This window comes from Vibrio sp. 10N.261.55.F4 (genome assembly GCF_041470465.1).
In the GTDB taxonomy this organism is placed as follows: Bacteria; Pseudomonadota; Gammaproteobacteria; order Enterobacterales; family Vibrionaceae; genus Vibrio; species Vibrio crassostreae_C.
In genome coordinates this window covers 61597-76718 of record NZ_JBFRMM010000043.1, presented here as the reverse complement: position 1 = coordinate 76718, position 15122 = coordinate 61597, and the positions used below count along the sequence as shown (strand labels likewise).

Genomic DNA, 15122 nt, shown 5'->3' with positions numbered 1-15122 from the left:
CCAGTATGTTAATCAAAAGAGTGCGTTTTAACGAAACTGAGGTACTTGTTCGTAGTACTCAAGCCCAAAGTCAGTCAGGTAGACCTGCTCCTTATTTATCTCGATGTAACCAAAAAAATCCAAGTGCGCTAAAACGTTAGGAAATGGACGTTTAAGAAAAACGTTGACCGAGTTTTTTAGATGTTCTGTTGAACACTCGCCCGCCTCCTGATACATCAGATGATGCAGTATAGACAGCTCATCCAGATCCATATCTCTATTAAAAAAACTGATATTGTCACTATTCATCACACTACTCCTTATGTAGTGAATACCACTGATTAGTGAACATCATTCCTTATAAATCAAACAAAAAGTGTTAACCATTTCACGTTAGAAATTTGTTTTATCTTTTTTTATATTTATCACAAACTATTAACCCACCAACCCTTGCCACACATAGGCTCAACAGGTAATGGATGCTTGAAACAACTGGTAACATTTAGTTTTTTTGATATGACATACCATTAAAAGTGGCACTTGAATTCATGATAGTGGAGCCACATATAAGTAGTAACCATAAATAATAATCAAAAGAGGTCGACTCGTGACTACCATTGTATCTGTACGTCGTAATAATAAAGTCGTCATCGCGGGTGATGGACAAGTATCTCTGGGCAATACAGTAATGAAGGGCAACGCCCGTAAAGTACGTCGCCTATACAACAACAAAGTACTGGCCGGTTTTGCTGGCGGTACGGCTGATGCTTTCACGCTATTCGAAAAATTTGAAAGCAAGCTGCAAATGCACCAAGGCCATCTCACCAAAGCGGCAGTTGAGCTAGCGAAGGATTGGCGTAGCGACCGTGCTCTACGTAAGTTAGAAGCACTGTTAGCAGTAGCGGATGAGACCGCTTCACTGATCATCACAGGTAACGGTGACGTAGTTCAACCTGAGAACGACCTGATTGCGATCGGTTCGGGCGGAAACTTCGCTCAAGCAGCCGCTACTGCACTATTAGAAAATACTGATTTAGATGCGCGTGAAATCGCAGAAAAGTCGCTGAACATTGCAGGCGACATCTGTGTCTTCACCAACCATCACCACACTATTGAAGAACTAGAAAGCACCGTTGAGCTGCCAAAGCCAGAGTAACGACAGCTTCCATCAATAACGTTGTATTCAACAGTGATTAAAGAATTAAGGAAAAACCATGTCTGAGATGACTCCTCGCGAAATTGTTCACGAACTCAATCGCCACATTATCGGCCAAGACAACGCTAAACGCTCAGTGGCTATCGCTCTTCGTAACCGCTGGCGCCGTATGCAGCTTGAAGAAAGCCTACGTGTTGAAGTATCGCCAAAAAACATCCTGATGATTGGCCCAACGGGTGTAGGTAAAACTGAAATCGCTCGCCGCCTAGCGAAATTAGCAAACGCGCCTTTCATCAAGGTAGAAGCGACTAAGTTCACCGAAGTGGGTTACGTTGGTAAAGAAGTTGAAACCATCATCCGTGATCTAACGGACGTTGCGATCAAGATGACACATCAACAAGCGATGGAAAAAGTACAATACCGCGCTGAAGAGCAAGCTGAAGAGCGTATTCTTGATGCACTTCTACCACCAGCACGTGATGCTTGGGGTCAGAACGAGCAATCAACTGAAGACACCACCTCTTCAAACACTCGCCAAATTTTCCGCAAGAAACTGCGCGAAGGTAAGCTAGATGACAAAGAGATTGAAGTTGATGTAGCCGCGCCGCAAATGGGCGTTGAAATCATGTCACCTCCAGGCATGGAAGAGATGACAAACCAGCTGCAAGGCATGTTCCAAAACCTAGCGGGCGACACTAAGAAAAAGCGTAAGATGAAAATCAAAGACGCATTCAAAGCACTGACGGAAGAAGAAGCTGCGAAGCTTGTGAACCAGGAAGAGCTAAAAGAGAGCGCAATCTTCAACGCTGAAAACAACGGCATCGTATTCATCGATGAGATCGACAAAATCTGTAAGCGTGGCGACAGCTCTGGCCCAGACGTATCTCGTGAAGGTGTTCAACGTGACCTACTGCCTCTAATCGAAGGCAGCACAGTATCAACGAAGCACGGCATGGTTAAAACTGACCACATCTTGTTTATCACATCAGGTGCATTCCAAGTGGCTAAGCCATCTGACCTGATCCCTGAACTGCAAGGTCGTCTACCAATCCGCGTAGAACTTGAAGCGCTTTCTGCACATGACTTCAAACGTATTCTTACTGAGCCAAAGGCGTCACTGACCGAGCAGTACATTGCCCTGATGAAAACAGAAGATGTCGGCATTGAGTTCACTGAAGATGGCATCAACCAGATTGCAGACGCAGCATGGCGTGTGAACGAAACCACTGAAAACATCGGTGCGCGTCGTCTACACACAGTCATGGAGCGCCTAATGGATGAAATTTCATTTGACGCAACAGACCGAGCAGGCAGTAAATTGCTGATTGATGAAGCTTATGTAATATCTAAGCTTGGCGAGCTCGTAGAAGACGAAGACCTAAGTCGCTTCATCCTGTAGCACACAAAACTCCAACTTATTGCTCTATCTCAAAGAAATAGCAGCTAATAAGCGAATTCAAGGCCCACTTTCGAGTGGGCTTTTTATTACCCGAAAAATGGGCGTATACTCAAATCACAGTTTGAAACGAAGACTTACAAAGAAATAGACCTACGATGAAACAATCTCTACTGATTTGGCTTGATGCCGCACGACCAAAAACTCTGCCTCTCGCACTCGTCTCTATTCTTACAGGAAGTAGTTTAGCGTTCGCCGGCGGTCAGTTTTCTCTATCAATAGCCCTACTGGCTTTTTTAACTGCCACCTTATTACAAATCCTGTCGAACCTAGCCAATGACTATGGCGACGCAGTAAAAGGCACAGACAACGAAAACCGTCTGGGGCCAACACGTGCAATGCAATCTGGTGCGGTGACCGCGAAAACCATGAAGCAAGCGATCATCCTCAACATCGTGTTTACCATGCTCGCTGGGCTGATTCTTATTTTTCATGCCTTAACCTCGATTGAAAGCATCTTATCTTTCATCGCGTTAGGCGTATTAGCCATAATGGCTGCCATCGCTTACACCGTCGGCAATAAACCTTATGGTTATATTGGCCTTGGCGACTTATCGGTATTTATCTTCTTCGGTTTGTTAGGCGTTTCAGGCACATACTTCCTACACACTGGTCATGTTGAGCCAAGCCTATTTCTTCCGGCCTTAGGCTGTGGATTAATGGCGGTTGCGGTACTCAACATCAACAACATGCGTGATATAGAGAACGACAGTGAATGTGGTAAGCGCACCATGGCGGTTCGCCTAGGGCAACGCAAAGCCAAGCACTATCATTTTGCACTGCTTGGTCTCGCCCTTGCTTCTTTCGCTATCTACCTACTGATTCAAGAAAAACCGGTCTGGATCAGCCTGCCGTTTTTACTGAGCATTGTTATTGTTTACAAACATGGCAAGGCCGTTTGGGAAACCGAAAAACCAGCACAGATTGCACCAATGATGCCAGTGATTGTGAAATGCTCACTGGTCACTAACCTATTGTTTGCAGGGGTTGTCGTAGCTCAAACTCTATTGAGTTAAATGAGACTAATCATTGCAAAGGGATCAAGCACCGATATACTCAAAGTAAGCTCATTGTTCAAAAGGTATACTAATGGAATACAACACTTCAGCACTGTGCGACATATATTTGGATCAAGTTGATGTCGTGGAGCCCATGTTCAGCAACTTCGGTGGACGTGCATCCTTCGCAGGACAGATCACGACATTAAAGTGTTTTGAAGACAATGCTTTGATTCGCTCCGTATTAGAGCAAGATGGTCTGGGACGTGTGTTGTTAATCGATGGTGGCGGCTCACTACGCAAAGCGCTGATCGATGCTGAGATTGCCCTACTTGCCGAAGACAATGAGTGGGAAGGTATTGTGGTTTACGGCTGCGTTCGTGAAGTCGATGAGCTTGAAGACATGAACCTAGGTATCCAAGCCTTGGCTTCAATCCCTGTTGGTGCGAGCCAAGAAGGTGTCGGCGAATTGGACGTACCGGTCAACTTTGGCAGCGTAACCTTCTTACCGGAAGATTACCTCTACGCAGACAACACTGGCATTATTCTTTCGGCAGAGCCTTTAGATGTAGAACTTGATCTGGATGTTGAAGAAGAAGAGATCGAGTAACTCTCACTCAGCTTCAAATAATAAAACAAACCATAAGAACACGAAGCATAAGAATACAAACAAAAACGCCCGCTACTCAGTAGCGGGCGTTTTTTTAAATCTGAAGAGTCAATTACTCTACGTCATCCATTTTACCAAGAAGGTTACGGATGCGATCTTGCCACGCTGAATGCTCTTCCTGCATTTGCTGAGTTTTTTGCTCTAGCTCGTGACGGCTTTCTTTAAGCTCACCAGCTTCTGTTGCTAGTGCTTGTTTCTCTTCTTTAAGCTCTTCCACTTCCATTTGAAGAAGTGCAATTGTATCTACTGCTGTTTGAATTTTTGCTTCTAGCTGCTCTAGTACTTCAAAAGACATTCTGGCCTACCTTTAAGTTATCCGTTTGATGGTGAAGGTCTACTCCACTTATTTCCCCATTCTACTCAGCAGAGCAAGGATAAACACTCAATATATTCGATATTTTGCGCCATTCGATGAAAAAAACAGCGCTTTTTACCGAATATTGACGTGAATTATTACTACCGCGACAACAGACTGATTATTTTGATGAATATTACCTGTTTTCACCCGCAAATTGATCAAGAGCAATCCCCAAAAAACAAAAAGGCAAACGTTTCCTTTGGGATATGGTAAAATTCGCCGCGAAATTTCTATTCCCCTTTTGAAAATTTTGGAGTCCGCATGAAACGCGATTTAGCAATGTCATTCTCTCGTGTCACTGAAGGTGCAGCACTAGCTGGTTACAAGTGGCTTGGCCGCGGCGATAAAAACGCTGCAGATGGCGCTGCTGTAGAAGTAATGCGTAGCCTACTGAACAAAACCGAAATTAGCGGCGAGATCGTTATCGGCGAAGGTGAAATCGATGATGCACCTATGCTATACATCGGCGAAAACGTCGGTATTGGCGGTGATGCGGTAGATATCGCCGTTGACCCAATTGAGGGGACACGCATGACAGCAATGGGCCAATCAAATGCATTGGCTGTATTGGCTGCAGGCGAAAAAGGTAGCTTCCTAAAAGCACCTGACATGTACATGGAAAAATTGGTTGTTGGTCCTGGCGCAAAAGGCGTGATTGACCTAGAACTGCCACTGACAGAAAACCTAGAAAACATTGCGAAAGCACTAGGTAAAACACTCGATACACTGGTAGTAACCACACTGGCTAAGCCACGTCATGATCAAGTGATTGCCGATATGCAAGCAATGGGCGTTCGTGTATTCGCAGTGCCAGATGGTGATGTTGCTGCTTCTATCCTCACGTGTATGCCAGACAGTGAAGTCGACGTAATGTACTGCATCGGCGGCGCGCCTGAAGGCGTGGTCTCGGCGGCGGTTATTCGCGCACTCGACGGCGACATGCACGCACGTCTGCTTCCTCGTCATGAAGTAAAAGGCGATACAGAAGAGAACCGCAAACACGGTGAGCTTGAGCTAGAGCGTTGTGCTGAAATGGGCGTAACGGCGGGTATCGTGTTGAAGATGGAAGACATGGCTCGTAGCGACAACGTTGTATTCTCTGCAACGGGTATTACTAAGGGTGACCTACTAGAAGGCATCACTCGTACAGGCAATATCGCAACTACAGAAACACTGCTTATCCGTGGCCGCTGTCGTACTATTCGTCGCATCAAGTCTATTCACTATCTAGAACGTAAAGACCCAGAAGTGATTGGTCACATCCTGTAAACCTAAACTAGGTTCAACAGAACACGCGAAGGCTGATACCAAGTATCAGCCTTTTGTTTTATTGGCCATCAATAACCTGTGCATTTCACCTACGCCATAGTAAATGGTTTGCTTTATAAACACCTTGCCTCATAATAGTAAGGTTCATTAGGTAGAGATAGTATGAAAACAAGCGACAAAATCTTACAGACCATTAAGCGTCAAGGCGCGGTAACCGCGAAACAACTGTCAGAAGAATTTGGCATGACGACAATGGGTGCCAGACAGCACCTACAAAGTTTGGAAGATGACGGTATTCTTGCGTTTCATGATGTTAAAGTAAAAGTGGGTCGCCCGACTCGCCACTGGTCCCTGACTCAACAAGGCCATGGTCAATTTTCAGATCGACACGGTGAGCTCACCATTCAAGTGATCGATGCTGTCGAGAATCTGTTTGGTAAAGAGGGGTTAGCTAAGGTTGCGGCCGAGCGTGAACAACACACCCTTAAGCAATATCAAACCGCGCTGTCTGGCTGTGATTCACTCATCAGCAAGCTTAAAAAACTCACCCAGCTTCGTGAAGACGAAGGCTACATGGCTGAGCTTCAAGAGTATGATGATCACTACATCTTGATTGAGAACCACTGCCCTATCTGTAAGGCTGCAACTCGCTGCCCTAGCCTGTGCCAATCTGAGCTCAACGTGTTTACTGAGTTACTAAAAGATGAGTGTCACGTGAGCCGTACAGAGCACATCATTGCTGGCGAACGACGCTGCACTTACACCTTAACACCCGCCCTTTGATTGCAAAGGTAATCGGCTAATACCGTCTCAATATTGAGAAAATACAAATAGATTAAAATTTGTACAGATTTCTTTCTTAAGCTTAGAGCATATGAAACACGCTTAATGCTAAGGAAGGAATGATGGCGCATCCACAACCCAATCAAAAACTGCCCCCTTTTGATGAACTGGTCCAACTCGCGAAAAGCGATCCGAAAGCATTCAATCAATTCAAACACGAGATGTGCGAACAGATGATTTGCTCAGCCTCAGAGACCATGCAAAACAGGCTTCGCGCTCAACAAAGTCATATCGATTTAGTCGTCAGCCGCTGCAAGAATCCACATCACGCTAATGTTGTTCTGATGCAAGAGCTGCGCTGTCAGGTCTGTAAATTCCAAGATGCACTCAAAGGCCGCTGCGATTTTGAAGAATCTCTGCCTGAAAATGTCGTGCCTTTCAGGCCAAATACAGAACCAAAAATGTACTGAAAGCTAAAATGTATTAGTGAAAAAAACGCATTAAAAACAAAATGCCTTAGAACAAAAAAGGGAGCGCAATGCTCCCTTTTTACTGATGAATCATCCAATCTTTAAACGGGATCTTCACCGTAATCATTACGGCCTTCAGTGCCTTTCATCAAACCGCATTCTACCAAGATCCACAAACCACACACTAGTGCAGCAACCGTTGCCACCATGTGAATAGGCGATACTGGCTCTGTCGTAGTCGCAGCCATAGGTGATGCAAGTCGCCCGAGTACAAGCGGTACATTCAGCAATAGCCAGTAGTTAGACTTGTTGCGGTCATGCCAGCGCTTAGCGGTAACAGCAAGATCTGGAATAACAAGTAATAGAAGGAAGATTGGTAACAGGAGATAGGAGTATGCTGGGAACAAAACCGAGATACCGGTGGCAAAACCAGTAATCGCGATATAGTAGAAAATATTCCAAATCCAGTAAGTCTTACGACCAATTCTCCCTTTGAAAGAGAGCAGTAAATCTTTCATCGACATCTTAAATACTCAAAAAATTAATACGCTACCAAAAAGTTAGCAGCAAATAGTTAGTTAATCACTTTTAGTTCGTTGATTATTTTTAGCTAGTTAATCACTTTCTGAAAGCAACTTTTATCCATATCCCTTATGTTGACCGTTAGGCTGCGGATATGGCTTGCCTGTTCTTGTAAGGTTTGCATCAACAAACGCGACAATTCTCTTTTCTGTTCTTCGGTACGCCCTGAAAGTAACTCGAAGCTAATATGAACAAAATCCACATTGTCCTCTTCATCACCGACGAGCCAGTTATGACAGCGCAGTGAACGAGACTTCACAGAAGGTACATCAAACAAACCACAGTTTAATGTAACTTGATGAAGATCTTCTAGTAAACCTTGGATATTCACTCGCTCATCCACTGAATTTGAGTACTCTAGAACTAGATTCGGCATTATTACTTCCTATTGTTAACGCAATCGTTTGTCCCTTAATAGCAACTAACGATGAAAAATCCGAGAAGTTAGCTATTATTCTGTCTGCCGGATCACTGATATATGCTCAAAATCTACTCTGACCATTGAGTAAGATCCAAGAAAGTCATGACCACAGTCATGATCTGTTGATATTATTCTGTTATATTATTTCGTAATAAAGTTTACTTTTTTACATTCGATTTATTTAAATACTTTGGAGATATTCCTATGCGTCATCCTGTAGTTATGGGTAACTGGAAACTAAACGGCAGCAAAGAAATGGTTGTTGATCTACTAAACGGTCTTAACGCTGAACTTGAAGGCGTAACAGGCGTAGACGTAGCAGTTGCTCCACCAGCACTTTTCGTTGATCTTGCTGAGCGTACGCTTACTGAAGCGGGCAGCGCGATCATCCTAGGTGCTCAAAACTCTGACCTAAACAACAGCGGTGCATTCACTGGCGACATGTCTCCAGCAATGCTTAAAGAGTTCGGCGCATCTCACATCATCATCGGTCACTCTGAGCGTCGTGAATACCACGCTGAGTCTGACGAATTCGTTGCTAAGAAATTCGCATTCCTAAAAGAGAACGGCCTAACTCCAGTTCTTTGTATCGGTGAGTCTGATGCACAAAACGAAGCAGGCGAAACTGTTGCTGTATGTGCTCGTCAACTTGACGCTGTTATCAACACTCAAGGTGTTGAAGCTCTTGAAGGCGCTATCATCGCTTACGAACCAATCTGGGCTATCGGTACTGGTAAAGCAGCTACAGCTGAAGATGCACAACGCATCCACGCTCAAATCCGTGCACACATCGCAGAGAAATCTGAAGACGTTGCTAAGAAAGTTGTTATCCAATACGGCGGCTCTGTTAAGCCAGAAAACGCAGCAGCTTACTTCGCACAACCAGACATCGACGGTGCTCTAGTTGGCGGCGCAGCGCTAGACGCGAAAAGCTTCGCAGCTATCGCTAAAGCAGCAGCTGAAGCAAAAGCTTAATTTAAACTTCACCGTTTAGATTAAATGAAAGGTCAACTTAGGTTGGCCTTTTTTATTGCCTATCGTTTGAGATTCAAGCTTTAAAGCCAAACAACAGGCACAAAAAAACCGCTGAACAATCAGCGGCTTTTAATATTTTAAGCGAACGCTAAGCGTGGCTTAGAACAACTCTTCTGCAACGCGGAACAGCTCAGAACGGTCTGGGTTCTGCATGTTCTCGATACAGTCGATGATGTCGTGGTGAACAAGCGCTTCTTTCTCGATACCAACACAACGACCACCGTGGCCTTCTTGAAGAAGGTGAACAGCGTAGTTACCCATGCGAGAAGCCAGTACACGGTCAAATGCAGTCGGGCGACCACCACGTTGGATGTGACCAAGAACCGTTGCACGAGTTTCACGACCTGTTGAAGCTTCGATCTCTTTCGCTAGTTCATTCGCATCCATCATTAACTCAGTTAGAGCGATGATTGCGTGCTTCTTACCTTTCGCAATACCATCTTGGATATTGCTGATAAGCTGATCTTTATCTAGGCCAGTCTCAGGTGTGATGATGTACTCACAGCCACCCGCAATTGCTGACATAAGCGTAAGGTCACCACAGTGACGGCCCATGATTTCAACAATAGAAATACGTTGGTGAGAAGAAGACGTGTCACGTAGACGGTCGATTGAATCGATAACAGTGTTAAGCGCTGTTAGGTAGCCGATTGTGTAGTCAGTACCCGCGATATCGTTATCGATTGTGCCTGGAAGACCGATACATGGGTAACCCATCTCAGTCAGTTTCTTAGCACCCATGTAAGAACCGTCACCACCGATAACAACGAGTGCTTCGATACCGTGCTTCTTAAGGTTCTCGATGCCTTTCTCACGAACAGCAACGTCTTTGAACTCAGGGAAACGTGCAGAACCTAAGAAAGTACCACCACGGTTGATCACGTCAGATACGCTTGAACGGTCAAGCTTTTCGATACGGTCTTCAACAAGGCCTTGGTAGCCATCGTAAATGCCGTAAACTTCAATGCCAACTGATAGCGCAGTACGAACTACACCACGAACTGCTGCGTTCATGCCTGGAGCGTCACCACCACTGGTCAAAACACCGATCTTCTTAATCATGCTCACCCTCGATTTTTGGGAATCTATTATTCAATTCTTATTCTTGCTGATTGTATATCAACAAGATTTTAAATCTATATTTGTGCGTTATGTTACATTTCCTCAACAGGAATAGCACTTAAATCGCGTAAAATTATGTAACATTTCTACTTCTGTAAGAGTATTACAGTTTTACTCAGTAACTTTGTTGATTCACATCAGAATCAACATTAATTGTTACTAAGGTGATTTTTGAATCACTGAAGAATTAGTAATTTTTACTCACTTTAGTTCAAAAGCCACCTACTTACCATTTGCCAACCCTTTTTTAGCTCGCTTACCATGAGTGAAATTTCTGCTGCTTCTCGGGTCCAAATACGACCGAATACGGGTCTTGATGAATTAATACATCAGCATCAGGGAAAACGGAGATAAGCTTGTCTTCTACTTCGTCAGAAATGCGATGCGCTTCAATAAGTGGGATATTATCTTCCAATTCTAGATGCAGTTGGATGAAGCGTATTGGCCCCGAGCGACGCGTTCGTAATTGATGCACACCCAACACGCCTTCCACGCTCAATGATGTCTCTTTAATCTGTTTCAGCTCATCATCTGGCAGCTTATGATCAAGCAGAGACTGAACCGCTTCCATCGCCATTTGATAAGCGCTGTACAGAATGTAGATACCTATACCGACCGCAAATACAGAGTCCGCTTGGCCAAGCCCAAACCAACTCAATGCCAGTGCCAGCATAATCGCGGCGTTCATATAAAGGTCTGATTGATAGTGCAATGAATCGGCTGCAATAGCTTGGCTACCCGTTTTGTTGACCACATGTTTTTGGAAGCGAACCAGACCAAAGGTCATCACTATCGCGAACAGGCTGACGTAGATACCAATTTCTGGAGAGTTCAGTTCATGAGGTCGGAAGAAGCGCTCAATACCATTGAGAATAAGGAAACATGCAGAGCCTGAAATAAACATTGCCTGCGCTAATGCAGCGAGAGATTCAGCCTTACCATGACCAAAGGTGTGCTCTTTGTCGGCAGGCTGCAGAGAGTAACGAACCACGATAAGGTTAACGACAGAGGCCGCGATATCCAGCATTGAATCCACGACGGAAGCCAACAGACTCACGGAACCTGTCACCCACCACGCTGCGACTTTCACTATCAATAAAATAGTGGCGATGGTGGTGGCTGCCCAAGCGGCGAGCGTAACTAAACGTGCGTATTCTTGTTTCATAACTTGGCTATAAAGTGACTGATAGCACAAAGTATAACCTGCAAACAACCAATTGAATATGACAGCTATGATGTAAAACATTCATTTTTAAGGATCAAAAAAAGCGGCACTCGGCCGCTTCTTTCTAAACACTTTCATTCAACGCTGATTTTTCAAGCAATGAATTACTTGTCTTTGTTCATGCGTTTTCCCATTTTGTCAGCACACTTAGTCATGCGCTCTTGTTGGATTTCTTTCAGTTGAGTCTTTTGCTCAGCCGTTAGTACGCTCATCATTTGGTGTTGCTTCTTAAGCATTGCTACGCGACGCTCAGTTTGCTTCTCAACCATTTGGCTTGCTAGGTCGTTTGCTGCTGCTTCGTCAAAGTTGTCAGCAAGTACCAATGCTTGAACCTTTTCGTGATGCGCTTTCATTTGCGCCATTTTTGCCGTTTTGTTTGCACCGCGCTTTGCTTTCATCTCAGCACGGTCTGCTTCACGCATCTCTTTTAACTGTTCTTTTTGAGCGTCGGTTAGGTCTAGTTGGCGCATTACTTTTTTATCGAAACCGCCACACTTGTCGTGCATACCTTTGTGGTCACCTTTATCACCACCACCGTAAGCATACGCGCTTGCTGTACCAAAAATAAGTGGAAGTGCCGCAGCTGCTAGTACAAGTTTCTTAGTCATTTTCATAATTGTTGCCTCAATTCGGTATAATAAGTCATGTGTTGCGTCTGTTTCTCAGCGCTTGAATATAGATTAGTCTTTCCCTCGTAAAGTGACGTTTAGAAAGCGTAAAGAATCGTAAAGAGTGAAAGTTGACGAATAATTAGCAGTATTATTAACCTAACTAAATGATTAAGGCTTCCCAATGGCGAACATTCTTCTTATTGATGACGACACAGAGTTAACCAGCTTACTTAAAGACATTTTGAGCTTTGAGGGCTTCACTGTCTCCGAAGCCAATGATGGCTATGCCGGGCTTGAAGCGATCAATGATGAGATTGATCTGGTCCTTTTGGATGTGATGATGCCGCGCCTTAATGGCATGGAAACGCTAAAAAAGCTGAGGGAAAATTGGGAAACGCCGGTACTAATGCTGACCGCAAAAGGCGAAGAGATCGACCGTGTGATTGGTCTTGAACTTGGCGCGGATGATTACCTGCCTAAACCTTTCAGTGACCGAGAGTTGTTAGCTCGTATTCGAGCTATCTTGCGTCGTACTCAAACCAACACCGCACCTAAGGCGGCCAGTGATAGAGTTCAATATCAAGACATCGAAGTCTTCCCTGGCAAACAAGAAGCCTACTGCAATGGGGAGCTCATCGACCTCACCACAACCGAGTTCGCCCTACTGAGTCACCTTATCCAAAACCCAGGGCAAGTGATCACCAAAGAAGCATTGAGTTTGGATGTGCTGGGTAAAAGGCTCGCAGCGTTTGACCGCGCGATAGACATGCACATCTCTAATCTACGTAAGAAGATTCCTGAGCGCACTGACGGCAAATCACGCATCAAAACCTTACGAGGCCGTGGCTACTTATTGGTAGAGGAAGATTAATGCGTATACCTAAAATCACCAGCTTATATGGACGTATCTTTGCTATCTTTTGGTTCACCATGTTACTGGTGCTTTTGTCGGTGCTGTCACTTCCCCATTTAGACCCTCGAGTCGCGCGAGATGTGCCCGCAGATCACCTCGATAAACTCGAGCGTATCGCTAAAATCACAGAGAAACGCTACGCCAAAGAACCTAATCTGGGCAAGATTGTCTTCCAACTGGAGGCACCACGCAGCCGCAAGGATTCTAGAGCTCGCATCTACCTGACCGATCTTGAGGGCGCAGTCCTTACCTCGAAAAGGCATTCAGACTATAAGCTAAAGGCGATTCGTAACTTTGTTACCTCGATTGATAACCCTGAGATGCCGAAGCAAAAACTCTACGGACACTACATGGTCGCAGGGCCAGTGCCAATTACTCTCGCTGGTGAAGAGTTGCTGATGTATGCCGGAGTGAAGTGGAACCAACCACCGCCATTCTTACTGCGCCTGTTTGATAGACCTCTGCAGCTATTGCTTGCCGTGATGTTGGCGAGTACCCCGCTATTACTTTGGTTAGCTTGGGCACTGAGTCAACCCGCTCGCAGGCTAGAACGCGCGGCACAACGCGTGGCGAAAGGTCAATTCGAGGTCGATCCAACACTCGAAAAAGGTACTTCAGAGTTCAGACAAGCGGGTGAAAGCTTTAACCAGATGGTAGAAGCGGTAAACCAGATGATTTCGGGGCAACAACGCCTGCTCTCTGATATCTCACACGAACTGCGCTCGCCACTGACACGTCTTCGCATGGCCAATGCACTGGCGATTCGTAAACAAGGCGAGAGCCAAGAGTTAGAACGCATTGATACCGAAGCACAGCGTTTGGAACAGATGATCAGTGAGCTGCTAACGCTATCTCGTATGCAGGTCGACAGCCATATTACTCGTGAGGTTCAGCCTATCTCGAGCCTATGGGAAGAGATCTTAAAAGACGCACAGTTTGAAGCCGAACAGATGGGCAAACAACTGACGTTCTCGGAGATCCCAGAACGCTCTATTTCGGGGAACCCTAAACTGCTGATGAGTGCGCTAGACAACATTACACGCAATGCCATCTACTACGGTAAAGACCAAGTGGATGTACAGTTCCATGTGGTTCAAGATCAGCTGACGATTTGTGTGAACGATAATGGCGATGGTGTACCAGAGGATGAGCTGGATTCTATCTTCAGACCTTTCTATCGCGTTTCCACTGCCCGTGATCGTAATACCGGCGGCACAGGTCTTGGATTAACCATTACTGAAAGTGCGATTCGCCAACACAGCGGAACCATCACCGCAACCCGCAGCCAGCTCGGTGGATTACAACTCGAAATCACCCTGCCTATCTTACCGGTGTAATACCCCCACAAAGATCGCAGTTGATAATAATTGTCATTATCATTATGGTAAATCCTCTAATTAAGGAGGATTTACCATGTCGCACACTTTCCCTGCTTTACCCTACGCTTACGATGCCCTAGAGCCTTACATTGACGCTAAGACAATGGAAGTGCATTACAGCAAGCACCATAGAACCTACTACGATAAGTTTGTTGCGGCAGTGTCTGGCAGCGAGCTAGAACAGCAATCTCTGACCGAGATCTTTGCCAACATATCTCAGCACAGCCCTGCCGTGCGTAACAATGGCGGCGGCTACTACAATCACATCTTGTATTGGAATTGCATGTCGCAAGACGGTGGTGGTGAACCTACGGGCGAGCTTGGTGAGGCTATCAAGAGTACCTTCGGTGATTTCGAGACATTCCAAGATCAGTTCGCCCAAGCGGCGATCAATACCTTTGGCTCCGGCTTTGCTTGGCTAGTGGTAGAGCAAGGGCAACTGAAGATCATCTCAACCTCGAACCAAGATAATCCGTGGATGGATACCGTTGTCAGTGATGGCGAACCGATTCTTGCGCTCGATGTTTGGGAACACGCCTACTACATCAGCTACCAAAACCGTCGTCCTGATTACATCAACGCATGGTGGAATGTGGTGAATTGGAAGGCGGTTGCTGAAAACTACGCACAAGCACTCGCGAATAAAGCGTAAGCGAATGGTGGTGAACTGTACTCACTCAGCTTGCCACCGTATA

18 protein-coding genes are annotated in these 15122 nt (G+C 45.4%); 11 read left to right on the top strand and 7 right to left on the bottom strand.

Going from position 1 to position 15122, the window contains the following annotated elements; translation table 11 throughout:
- Nucleotides 1-27: 27 nt before the first annotated feature.
- On the bottom strand, nt 28-288 hold the full coding sequence (locus AB4249_RS19900) for a hypothetical protein (RefSeq protein ID WP_017061149.1): 261 nt from the start codon (nt 286-288) through the stop codon (nt 28-30).
- A 298-nt stretch (nt 289-586) separates the two neighbouring features.
- Here AB4249_RS19900 and hslV point away from each other — a divergent pair, with 298 nt between their 5' ends.
- From hslV to rraA, 4 genes are all read left to right on the top strand, one after another.
- The gene (gene hslV, locus AB4249_RS19895; RefSeq protein WP_004729692.1) at nt 587-1135 is read left to right on the top strand and encodes an ATP-dependent protease subunit HslV; all 549 of its coding nucleotides are present in this window, start codon (nt 587-589) and stop codon (nt 1133-1135) included.
- 58 nt (nt 1136-1193) lie between these two features.
- Entirely contained in the window at nt 1194-2534 is a 1341-nt protein-coding gene (gene hslU, locus AB4249_RS19890; RefSeq protein WP_017077598.1) for an HslU--HslV peptidase ATPase subunit, read from the top strand.
- 155 nt (nt 2535-2689) lie between these two features.
- Nucleotides 2690-3607 carry a 1,4-dihydroxy-2-naphthoate polyprenyltransferase gene (locus AB4249_RS19885; protein ID WP_017080187.1) on the top strand — a complete coding sequence of 306 codons (918 nt, stop codon included), beginning with the start codon at nt 2690-2692 and terminating at the stop codon, nt 3605-3607.
- A 73-nt stretch (nt 3608-3680) separates the two neighbouring features.
- Nucleotides 3681-4199, top strand: a complete 519-nt coding sequence (rraA, locus tag AB4249_RS19880) for a ribonuclease E activity regulator RraA (protein WP_050649589.1) — start codon at nt 3681-3683, stop codon at nt 4197-4199.
- A 112-nt stretch (nt 4200-4311) separates the two neighbouring features.
- Here the strand turns inward: rraA and zapB are convergent, their stop codons facing one another.
- Entirely contained in the window at nt 4312-4554 is a 243-nt protein-coding gene (zapB, locus tag AB4249_RS19875) for a cell division protein ZapB (RefSeq protein WP_004729696.1), read from the bottom strand.
- 324 nt (nt 4555-4878) lie between these two features.
- Between zapB and glpX the strand changes: the two genes are divergently transcribed.
- The 3 genes from glpX to AB4249_RS19860 all read left to right on the top strand — a co-directional run bounded on the left by glpX (nt 4879) and on the right by AB4249_RS19860 (nt 7139).
- Entirely contained in the window at nt 4879-5886 is a 1008-nt protein-coding gene (gene glpX, locus AB4249_RS19870) for a class II fructose-bisphosphatase (RefSeq protein ID WP_004729697.1), read from the top strand.
- Nucleotides 5887-6048: 162 nt separating this feature from the next.
- Nucleotides 6049-6669 carry a helix-turn-helix transcriptional regulator gene (locus AB4249_RS19865; RefSeq protein WP_372104521.1) on the top strand — a complete coding sequence of 207 codons (621 nt, stop codon included), beginning with the start codon at nt 6049-6051 and terminating at the stop codon, nt 6667-6669.
- Nucleotides 6670-6791: 122 nt separating this feature from the next.
- Nucleotides 6792-7139: a DUF3135 domain-containing protein gene (locus AB4249_RS19860; RefSeq protein ID WP_017086006.1), complete on the top strand. Its 348-nt coding sequence runs from the start codon at nt 6792-6794 to the stop codon at nt 7137-7139.
- A gap of 101 nt (nt 7140-7240) precedes the next feature.
- On the opposite strand, the gene AB4249_RS19855 is transcribed toward AB4249_RS19860, so the two are convergent.
- Complete coding sequence (locus AB4249_RS19855) at nt 7241-7663, bottom strand: DUF805 domain-containing protein (protein ID WP_004729700.1); 423 nt, start codon at nt 7661-7663, stop codon at nt 7241-7243.
- Nucleotides 7664-7749: 86 nt separating this feature from the next.
- Nucleotides 7750-8097 (bottom strand): 5-carboxymethyl-2-hydroxymuconate Delta-isomerase, encoded by a 348-nt coding sequence (locus AB4249_RS19850; RefSeq protein WP_004729703.1) that lies wholly within the window; start codon nt 8095-8097, stop codon nt 7750-7752.
- Between the two features lie 249 nt (nt 8098-8346).
- Here AB4249_RS19850 and tpiA point away from each other — a divergent pair, with 249 nt between their 5' ends.
- Nucleotides 8347-9117 carry a triose-phosphate isomerase gene (gene tpiA / locus AB4249_RS19845; RefSeq protein ID WP_004729704.1) on the top strand — a complete coding sequence of 257 codons (771 nt, stop codon included), beginning with the start codon at nt 8347-8349 and terminating at the stop codon, nt 9115-9117.
- A gap of 159 nt (nt 9118-9276) precedes the next feature.
- Here tpiA and pfkA read toward each other — a convergent pair whose 3' ends face one another.
- The 3 genes from pfkA to AB4249_RS19830 all read right to left on the bottom strand — a co-directional run bounded on the left by pfkA (nt 9277) and on the right by AB4249_RS19830 (nt 12138).
- On the bottom strand, nt 9277-10239 hold the full coding sequence (pfkA, locus tag AB4249_RS19840; RefSeq protein ID WP_004729705.1) for a 6-phosphofructokinase: 963 nt from the start codon (nt 10237-10239) through the stop codon (nt 9277-9279).
- Between the two features lie 316 nt (nt 10240-10555).
- Entirely contained in the window at nt 10556-11464 is a 909-nt protein-coding gene (fieF, locus tag AB4249_RS19835) for a CDF family cation-efflux transporter FieF (protein WP_372104516.1), read from the bottom strand.
- A 164-nt stretch (nt 11465-11628) separates the two neighbouring features.
- Nucleotides 11629-12138, bottom strand: a complete 510-nt coding sequence (locus AB4249_RS19830) for a CpxP family protein (RefSeq protein WP_017063671.1) — start codon at nt 12136-12138, stop codon at nt 11629-11631.
- Nucleotides 12139-12316: 178 nt separating this feature from the next.
- On the opposite strand from AB4249_RS19830, the gene AB4249_RS19825 reads away from it, so the two are divergent.
- From AB4249_RS19825 to AB4249_RS19815, 3 genes are all read left to right on the top strand, one after another.
- Nucleotides 12317-13006, top strand: a complete 690-nt coding sequence (locus tag AB4249_RS19825; RefSeq protein WP_017066566.1) for a response regulator — start codon at nt 12317-12319, stop codon at nt 13004-13006.
- Nucleotides 13006-14385 (top strand): envelope stress sensor histidine kinase CpxA, encoded by a 1380-nt coding sequence (cpxA, locus tag AB4249_RS19820; protein WP_372104513.1) that lies wholly within the window; start codon nt 13006-13008, stop codon nt 14383-14385. Before AB4249_RS19825 ends, cpxA begins: the two co-directional genes overlap by 1 nt.
- A 76-nt stretch (nt 14386-14461) precedes the next feature.
- Nucleotides 14462-15079, top strand: a complete 618-nt coding sequence (locus tag AB4249_RS19815) for a superoxide dismutase (protein ID WP_137001891.1) — start codon at nt 14462-14464, stop codon at nt 15077-15079.
- Nucleotides 15080-15122: the final 43 nt, after the last annotated feature.